This window comes from Mycobacterium sp. (assembly GCF_050701515.1).
Lineage (GTDB): Bacteria > Actinomycetota > Actinomycetes > Mycobacteriales > Mycobacteriaceae > Mycobacterium.
Genome location: NZ_JBOGDB010000080.1, coordinates 1 through 8,562 on the forward strand (window position 1 = coordinate 1; position 8,562 = coordinate 8,562).

Here is an 8,562-nt window from a genome sequence, read left to right on the forward strand (position 1 = left end):
CGATCACGCCGCGCTGTTCGGCCTGCCCCGCCAGCCCGCGGTCTACCCGACGGCATCCGGCCTGGTGCGGGTCGTCGACTGGACGGCGCCGCCACGGCCGCTGATCCCGCTGTACCTGCGCCGCCCCGACGCCAAACCGCGCGCCGCCGAGCAACCGGCGGTGACGCCATGACCGTCACCTACACCGGCCTGAAACCGAGCGACGCCACGCGGTGCGCCGAACTGGAGGCGCAGCTGTTCGACGGAGACGACCCGTGGCCGGCAGAGGCGTTCCTGCGTGAAATCCACGCCAAGCACAACCACTACGTCGCCGCACGGAGCCGCTCGGCCGGCGACATCGGGTCTGAGCCGGACGACAAGCTCGTCGGGTACGGCGGCATTTCGCGGCTCGGGCGGAAGCCGCCCTACGAATACGAAATCCACACCGTCGGTGTCGATCCCGCCTATCACGGTCAGGGCATCGGACGCGAACTGCTGGCGCGGCTGCTGGACTACGCCGCCGGAGGCACGGTCTACCTCGAGGTGCGGACGGACAACGCGGCCGCGATCGGACTGTACGAGAACGCGGGCTTCGTGAACATCGGACTGCGCAAGCGGTACTACCGGGTCAGCCGCGCGGACGCCTACACGATGCGGCTTTCGCCCCAAGGGAATCCGTCATGACGACCATCCTCGCCATCGAGAGCTCCTGCGACGAGACCGGTGTCGGCATCGCCGACCTGTCCTCCGACGGCGCGGTGACATTGCTGGCCGACGAGGTGGCGTCCAGCGTCGACGAACACGCCCGGTTCGGCGGGGTGGTGCCCGAGATCGCGTCGCGAGCGCACCTGGAGGCGTTGGGGCCCACCGTGCGCCGGGCCCTGGACGCGGCCGGCATCGCCAAGCCGGACATCGTCGCGGCCACCATCGGTCCCGGTCTGGCCGGCGCGCTGTTGGTGGGAGTCGCTGCGGCCAAGGCCTTTTCGGTCGCCTGGCAGGTGCCGTTCTACGCCGTCAATCACCTGGGCGGCCATCTCGCCGCCGACGTGTTCGAGCACGGCCCGTTGCCGGAATGCGTTGGCCTGCTGGTCTCCGGCGGCCACACCAACCTGCTGCATGTCCGATCGCTGGGTGAGCCGATCGTCGAACTCGGCAGCACCGTGGACGACGCCGCGGGGGAGGCCTACGACAAGGTTGCGCGGCTGTTGGGGCTCGGCTATCCCGGCGGCAAGGTGCTCGACGACCTGGCCCGTGAGGGGGACCGCGAGGCCATTGTGTTCCCGCGCGGGATGACCGGCCCGCGCGACGACCCCTATGCGTTCAGCTTCTCCGGGCTCAAGACCGCCGTTGCCCGTTACGTGGAGCGCAACCCGACCGCGCCGCCGGCCGATGTCGCCGCCGGGTTCCAGGAGGCGGTCGCTGACGTGTTGACGGCGAAGGCCGTCCGGGCCGCCACCGAGCTCGGTGTGTCGACGCTGCTGGTCGCCGGTGGCGTGGCGGCGAATTCGCGGCTGCGCGAACTGGCCGAGGAGCGGTGCGCGGCCAACGGGCTGACGCTGCGGATCCCGCGGCCCCGGCTGTGCACCGACAACGGCGCGATGATCGCGTCGTTCGCCGCACACCTGGTGGGCGCGGGCGCGGCGCCGTCAGCGCTGGACGTCGCCAGCGACCCGGGTCTGCCGGTGGTGAAAGGCCAAGTGGCATGAGCAGCGAGCGAGTAGCCGCAGGCGGATCGCGCATTGACCCAGTGGAAGACCGGCTGGCGATCACCGAGTTGCTGTACCGCTACGCCGAGCTTATCGATGCCGGCGACTTCGACGGCGTCGGGCGGCTGCTGGCCCGCTCGACGTTCGCGGGCACCCGCTCGCAATCGACATCGGGCGCCGAGAACATCGCCAAGCTGTTCGCGATGACCACCCGGCGCTACCCCGATCACGGCAACACGCCACGCACCCGCCATCTGGTGCTGAACCCCGTCGTCGAGTTGAGCGGCGACGGCACGGCCACCGCCCGGTCCACGTTCTGCGTCGTGCAGGCCACCGAGACCGTGCCGCTGCAGCCGATCGTGGTCGGCCGCTACTTCGACACCTTCGGCCGCGACGAAACCGGCTGGTACTTCACCGCCCGGCAGGTCGACGTCGAGATGATCGGCGATGTGTCGGCCCATCTCATGATCGATCCGCGCAATTTCGATCGGTAGTGCGCAAGACTGCTGCCGTGCACTACGACCTCCGCCTGCGACCCGCGCAGCCTGCGACACCGGCACCGGATGCGTTCCCGATCCATCGTCGGGAGGTACCGCCGAGCGACGGGCGCGACGGGTTGTCGCTCGCGTTCGTGCACGAAGGCGTCGGGGGATATCCGTTGTTGCTGCTGCACGGATACCCCGAGACGAAACGCATCTGGTGGCGCAACATCACCGCGCTGGCGCAGGCCGGCTACGAAGTGATCGCGCCCGATTCGCGCGGCTACGGTGACTCGGACACCTCAGCCGCGGACGTGTACGACCTGGCGGCGTGGAGCCGGGACTTTTACCTGCTCGTCCACGACGTGCTCGGCCACCAGCGTTGTGGCGTGATCGGTGGCGATCTGGGTGGCGCCATAGCGGTCGACCTCCTACATCGCTATCCGGGGTTCGTCGAGAAGCTCGTGTTTTTCGACTCCGTGCCGCCGTTCGTCTTCGACGACTTCGCCGCGGCAGGCATCGACGTGTCGTCAATGCGCGCACTCGGCGACGGGCCAACGGGTGACTACCGCTACCGGCAGGGCGTGACGCCGGACGAGCTCGCCAAGGATCTCGACACGCCGGCCAGGCGCCGCCGGTACATCGCCGAGTTTTACGGACACCGGTTGTGGGCGTCGCCGGGCACGTTCACCGCGGCGGACGTCGACTTCATGACCGAACCCTTCTCCTCCGAGGAGCGGATGCGCGGGGGCTGGGCCGCCTATCAGCTCCTACACGGCCGACCGGTGAGCGAGCCGCCGCTCGTTGACCGCAAGGTCGACGTTCCGACGTTGATCCTGTACGGCATGGACGACCAGGTGATCGGCCCCGACTTCCTGCCCACCTGCGAGGTGGCCTTCACCAACCGCACCGGGCCCGTCGTGCTTCCGGGCGCCGGTCACTTCCTCCAGTGGGAGCGCGCCGACCTGTTCAATCCCCTGGTCATCGCGTTCTTCGGCGACCTGCGCGTTCGCCACGAGCGATAGGCATGGGGCGACCTTGAGTGCTAGCACTCTCATGTATAGAGTGCTAGGTGGCAGGCGGCCAGGCCCTCTCCCGGCACCCGCGACGACGGCGCGAGGGCACGGACGCATGCCGAACACCTGTTAATGCTGTCAAGTCAGTAGGTCCGGGGAGTTTCCCCGGATCGACACCCGAACTAGTGGAGGGCTCCATCGTGGCGAGCGTGAACATCAAGCCACTCGAGGACAAGATCCTCGTACAGGCCAACGAGGCCGAAACCACGACCGCGTCCGGTCTGGTAATTCCCGACACCGCCAAGGAGAAGCCGCAGGAAGGCACCGTCGTCGCAGTCGGCCCCGGCCGGTGGGACGAGGACGGTGACAAGCGGATCCCGCTGGACGTGTCGGAAGGTGACGTCGTCATCTACAGCAAGTACGGCGGCACCGAGATCAAGTACAACAACGAGGAGTACCTGATCCTGTCCGCGCGCGACGTGCTGGCCATCGTCAACAAGTAAACCGACGAGCGTGACCGCCCCGGCGATCCCCGCGTGACAGCGGTGGGTTCCCGGGGCGGCATGCGTAGCAAGGACGGACACGCACTATGGCAAAACTTATTGAGTTCAACGAAACGGCGCGTCGCGCATTGGAAGCCGGCGTCGACAAGCTCGCCGACGCGGTACGGGTGACGCTGGGACCGCGCGGCCGGCACGTGGTGCTGGCCAAGGCGTTCGGCGGGCCGACGGTGACCAACGACGGTGTCACCGTGGCCCGTGAGATCGACCTGGAAGACCCGTTCGAGAACCTGGGCGCCCAGCTGGTGAAGTCGGTGGCCACCAAGACCAACGACGTCGCCGGCGACGGCACCACCACCGCAACCGTGCTGGCGCAGGCGCTGATCAAGGCCGGGCTGCGCAACGTCGCCGCCGGGTCCAATCCGATGGCGCTCGGGGCGGGCATCGGCAAGGCCGCCGACGCGGTGTCCGAGGCGCTGCTCGCGGCTGCCACCCCGGTGACCGACAAGACCGGCATCGCGCAGGTGGCCACCGTTTCCTCGCGCGACGAGCAGATCGGCGAGCTGGTCGGTGAGGCGATGACCAAGGTCGGCCACGACGGCGTGGTCAGTGTCGAGGAGTCGTCGACGCTGAGCACCGAGCTGGAGATCACCGACGGCGTCGGCTTCGACAAGGGCTTCATCTCGGCGTACTTCATGACCGACTTCGACGCCCAAGAGGCGATTCTCGAGGACGTGCTGGTGCTATTGCACCGCGAGAAGATCAGCTCGTTACCCGACCTGCTTCCGCTGCTGGAGAAGGTCGCCGAAGCGGGCAAGCCGCTCCTGATCGTCGCCGAGGATGTCGAGGGCGAAGCGCTTTCGACGTTGGTGGTCAACGCGATTCGCAAGACGCTGAAGGCCGTCGCGGTCAAGGCGCCGTTCTTCGGGGATCGCCGCAAGGCCTTCCTGGAGGACCTCGCCGTGGTGGCCGGCGCCCAGGTGGTCAACCCCGACGTCGGCCTGGTGCTGCGCGAGGTGGGCCTCGACGTGCTGGGATCGGCGCGGCGCGTCGTGGTCAGCAAGGACAGCACCGTCATCGTCGACGGCGGCGGCTCGCAGGAGGCCATCGAGGCACGCACGGCACAGCTGCGCGCGGAGATCGAGTCCACCGATTCCGACTGGGACCGCGAGAAACTCGAGGAGCGGCTGGCCAAGCTGTCCGGCGGCGTTGCCGTCATCAAGGTCGGCGCGGCCACCGAGACCGCGCTGAAGCAGCGCAAGGAGAGCGTCGAGGACGCGGTCGCTGCGGCCAAGGCCGCGGTCGAGGAGGGCATCGTCACGGGCGGCGGCGTCGCGCTGTTGCACGCCCGTTCGGCGCTGTCGTCGCTGCGGGATTCCGTGACCGGCGACGAGGCGGTCGGTGTCGACGTGTTCTCGGAGGCACTTTCCACACCGCTGTACTGGATCGCGGCCAACGCCGGCCTGGACGGATCGGTCGTGGTCAACAAGGTCAATGGGCTGCCCGCCGGGCATGGCTTCAACGCCGCGACGCTGTCCTACGGCGACCTGGTGGCCGACGGTGTGGTCGATCCGGTCAAGGTCACCCGCTCGGCGGTGCTCAACGCCGCGTCGGTGGCCCGGATGGTGCTCACCACCGAGACGGCGGTTGTGGAAAAACCCGCCGAGGAGGAGGAGCACGCCGGTCACCATCACGGCCACACTCACTAAGTCTGGCGAGCAGACGGAAATGCCCCCGACACGCGAGTGTTCGGGGGCGTTTCCGTCTTCTCACGCTTAAGAGGCGCGGCGGATACCCCGCTTCAGCAACAGTTCACGCTCCGCTTCCGACAAGCCGCCCCAGATGCCGTAGGGCTCGCCGACGGCAAGCGCGTGCGAGCGGCACTGGGCGATCACCGGGCAGCGCCGGCACATCTCTTTGGCGCGCATCTCTCGCTGTGCGCGGGCGCGTCCGCGTTCGCCGTCGGGGTGGAAGAACACTGACGAATCGACCCCTCGGCACACGCCGTGCATCTGCCAGTCCCAGATATCGGCGTTGGGTCCGGGTAGCTCTTGCGGCTGTAGCATTGGAAAACCCCTCTCTGCGCACCGATTTGGAAACCGCCGGTGCGTGAGTTGTGGAACCGATCCGAGCACATGTCGCCGATGACTACTCGTGTACACAAAAGTATGGGTGCTCAGGAAAATCCGTCAATAGCCCCAACATGTGCTCAACGACATATCCGCAGGCCCAGAATTTACTTCATGTTCATCGTTGGGCCCCTTGTGCAACGACAACGGTGACCAACGACGGCCGGTGGCAGCTGACGGTTGGTGTTCGCGCAGTTCGCATTGAGTTGTTTCAGTTTTGCGCTTGACATGGATTTAACGCCCGCACCACAAACTATTAACGAATGTGATTTGGCCGCAGACAATTACCCGTGCCCACCGGTACCGGGAACAGCACGCGGCATTGATAGCGTCGGCGGCTGATGACCCTGACCGGCGGCGCGCCGACCGCGACGGCAACCGTGCTCACGAATGCCGCCTTCGGCGACGACCCCGGGCACTGGCCGCTACCCGCGGCCGGCACGCTCGGCGAACTATGGCTGCGTGCGGTCGTCGCCGGCGGGCAGGGTCGCTACGGCAGCGCCGATGCCGACCTCGCCCACCTCCGGCGCGCCCAGCGCGTCGGTCCATTGGCGTCCCTGGCGCACAGCACGCAGGCATCGTTCCTGCGCCAGCTCGGCTGGCACGAGAAGGCCCGCGGCTGGGACGGCCGGGCCCTGGCGGTGGCGGGAACCGATCGGGAAGCGCGCGTCGACGCCATGATCGGTCTGGCCGCCGACGCAGTCGGTGTCGGCCGGTTCGCTGCCTCCGCGCGGGCGCTCGAGCGGGCCAGCGATTTGCTCGAAGGCGCCCCGGCGCGGCAGGCGGTGCGGCTGGCGTGGGTGACGGCCGAACTGGCGATGTCCACCGGCGACGGTGCTGCCGCGGTCGCACACGCCGAGGCCGCCGTCGGCTGGGCGGCGGGATTAGGTTCGGCGCGCCACGCGGAGAAGTCCGATGTCGTACTGGCCGCCGCCCTGTGCAGCGCCGGGCAGCTGGACCGGTCGCGCACCGTTGCCGAGGCAGCCTTGGACACCACGCGGCGGCTGGGAATCATCCCACTGAGCTGGGCGTTGGCTTGCTTGATGGTCGATATCGGCAGCACTGTGCACTCCGTGCAACAGGTGGAGAGCATTCGTGACGACTGCGCCGATACCCTGCGGCGCAGGGGCGGCGTGTTGTTGGATCGCTGAACTCGGTCGCACCGATTCGATCGTTAATGTTTAGTGACACCCCTGTCGCCATTAGTCCCACCCGTAACGCTGGAGAGAGCTTTACCGATGACAATTTCGGGAGAACGTCTCGATGCTGTCGTTGCTGAAGCCGTGGCGGGCAACCGGGACGCGCTTCGGGAGGTGCTGGAGACCATACGTCCGATCGTTGTCCGCTACTGCCGGGCACGAGTTGGGACGGCCGAACGAAGTGGTCTCTCGGCAGATGACGTAGCTCAGGAGGTGTGCTTGGCCGCCATCACGGCGCTGCCGCGCTACAAGGATCAGGGACGACCGTTCCTGGCCTTTGTGTACGGCATTGCCGCGCACAAGGTAGCCGACGCTCATCGCGCGGCCGCCAGGAACCGCTCCGACCCGACGGATGTCGTGCCGGAACGGTTCTCCGTGGAGGCCAACCCCGAACAACTCGCCATCGAGAGCGAATCAGCGGCCCGGATGAAAAAGCTGCTGGAAGTGCTGCCGGAGAAGCAGCGGGAAATCCTGATCTTGCGCATCGTCGTCGGCATGAGTGCCGAGGAGACCGCCGAGGCGGTCGGCAGTACGGCCGGCGCGGTTCGGGTCGCCCAGCATCGCGCGCTTGCCCGGCTGAAGGCGGAGATCATCGCGACGGGGCACGACCATGCCTGATTTCAGTCGCTGGGGCGCGAACGGGGGCGACCCGTCGCTGAACGCCATCGCCCGCACCGACCGGTTCCTCGATGCGCTGGCCTCCGAGCAGCCGGTGTATTCGACCGATCCGGCCGACGCCGAGCTGGCCAATCTGATGAGCGGTTGGCGCGACGAGGTGCGCCTGCCAGCCGCCGCGGGCGTGGCGACGCAGGGCGACGCCGTGATGGCACTGCGGCGCGGGCTTGCCGGGCGCCAGCGGGCCCGGATGTCGATGGCCGTGGTCGGCGCGGTCGCCGCCGCGCTGTTGTGTCTCGGCGGTTTCGGTGCGGTCGTCTACGGCGCCGGTCCCGGCGATGCGCTCTATGGCTTGCGCACCATGCTGTTCGGTGAGCAGCAGGCCACCCGTGACGACCAGGTGGCGCTCGCGGCCCAGACGCAGATGCAAGAGGTCCAGCAGCTGATCGATCAGGGCCAGTGGTCGGAGGCTCAGGTCAAGCTCGACTCGATCACCACCACCGTTCAGACCGTCGAGGACACCCAGCGCAAGCAGGAGCTGCAGGACCAGTGGAATCGGTTGTCGGTGAAGGTCGAAAACCGCGACCCGAACGCCACGCTGCCGCCGGCACCGGTCGCACCACCGCCGGGAGTTCCGGGACCTGCGGTCATCGAGCCGCTGCCCCCGCTGCCCCCGCTGCCGGTGGAGCCACCCAAGCTCCCGCTGCTTCCGCTGCCGGTGGAGCCACCGAAGTTCCCGCTGCCTCCGCTGCCGGTGGAGCCGCCGAAGTTCCCGCTGCCGGTGGAGCCACCGAAGCCCGCACCCGAGGAACCAAAGCCTGTTCCGCTACCCAAGCCCGCTCCGGAGGAGCCTGCGCCGAAGCCCGAGCCGGAGGAACCGAAACCCGCGCCGGCACCGAAGCCTGCGCCGGAGGAGCCGAAGCCCGCGCCTGCGCCGGA

10 protein-coding genes and 1 pseudogene are annotated in these 8,562 nt (G+C 68.1%); 10 read left to right on the forward strand and 1 reads right to left on the reverse strand.

Annotated features, from left to right (window positions below; all coding sequences use genetic code 11):
• The 7 genes and pseudogenes from ACRDU5_RS06860 to groL all read left to right on the forward strand — a co-directional run.
• A pseudogene (locus ACRDU5_RS06860) lies at positions 1-172 on the forward strand (tRNA (adenosine(37)-N6)-threonylcarbamoyltransferase complex dimerization subunit type 1 TsaB); the annotation flags it as partial.
• Positions 169-663, forward strand: coding sequence for a ribosomal protein S18-alanine N-acetyltransferase (gene rimI / locus ACRDU5_RS06865; protein ID WP_526613737.1), 495 nt, complete (start codon positions 169-171; stop codon positions 661-663). The pseudogene ACRDU5_RS06860 and the gene rimI, both read left to right, overlap by 4 nt.
• Positions 660-1,685, forward strand: coding sequence for a tRNA (adenosine(37)-N6)-threonylcarbamoyltransferase complex transferase subunit TsaD (gene tsaD / locus ACRDU5_RS06870; RefSeq protein WP_526613738.1), 1,026 nt, complete (start codon positions 660-662; stop codon positions 1,683-1,685). Before rimI ends, tsaD begins: the two co-directional genes overlap by 4 nt.
• Positions 1,682-2,179, forward strand: coding sequence for a nuclear transport factor 2 family protein (locus ACRDU5_RS06875; protein ID WP_526613739.1), 498 nt, complete (start codon positions 1,682-1,684; stop codon positions 2,177-2,179). Before tsaD ends, ACRDU5_RS06875 begins: the two co-directional genes overlap by 4 nt.
• Positions 2,180-2,196: 17 nt before the next feature.
• A complete protein-coding gene (locus ACRDU5_RS06880; protein ID WP_526613740.1) occupies positions 2,197-3,189 on the forward strand; it encodes an alpha/beta fold hydrolase in 993 nt (330 codons plus the stop codon).
• A 191-nt stretch (positions 3,190-3,380) separates the two neighbouring features.
• A complete protein-coding gene (gene groES, locus ACRDU5_RS06885) occupies positions 3,381-3,683 on the forward strand; it encodes a co-chaperone GroES (RefSeq protein WP_526613741.1) in 303 nt (100 codons plus the stop codon).
• Positions 3,684-3,769: 86 nt separating this feature from the next.
• Complete coding sequence (groL, locus tag ACRDU5_RS06890; protein WP_526613742.1) at positions 3,770-5,389, forward strand: chaperonin GroEL; 1,620 nt, start codon at positions 3,770-3,772, stop codon at positions 5,387-5,389.
• Between the two features lie 66 nt (positions 5,390-5,455).
• Here the strand turns inward: groL and ACRDU5_RS06895 are convergent, their stop codons facing one another.
• Positions 5,456-5,746 (reverse strand): WhiB family transcriptional regulator, encoded by a 291-nt coding sequence (locus tag ACRDU5_RS06895; protein ID WP_526613743.1) that lies wholly within the window; start codon positions 5,744-5,746, stop codon positions 5,456-5,458.
• 404 nt (positions 5,747-6,150) lie between these two features.
• On the opposite strand from ACRDU5_RS06895, the gene ACRDU5_RS06900 reads away from it, so the two are divergent.
• The 3 genes from ACRDU5_RS06900 to ACRDU5_RS06910 form a co-directional block, all read left to right on the forward strand.
• On the forward strand, positions 6,151-6,960 hold the full coding sequence (locus ACRDU5_RS06900) for a hypothetical protein (RefSeq protein ID WP_526613744.1): 810 nt from the start codon (positions 6,151-6,153) through the stop codon (positions 6,958-6,960).
• A gap of 87 nt (positions 6,961-7,047) precedes the next feature.
• Positions 7,048-7,626 carry an RNA polymerase sigma factor gene (locus tag ACRDU5_RS06905; protein ID WP_526613745.1) on the forward strand — a complete coding sequence of 193 codons (579 nt, stop codon included), beginning with the start codon at positions 7,048-7,050 and terminating at the stop codon, positions 7,624-7,626.
• Positions 7,619-8,562: anti-sigma-D factor RsdA (locus ACRDU5_RS06910; protein ID WP_526613746.1), on the forward strand; the 944-nt coding region annotated here is incomplete at its 3' end. The genes ACRDU5_RS06905 and ACRDU5_RS06910, both read left to right, overlap by 8 nt.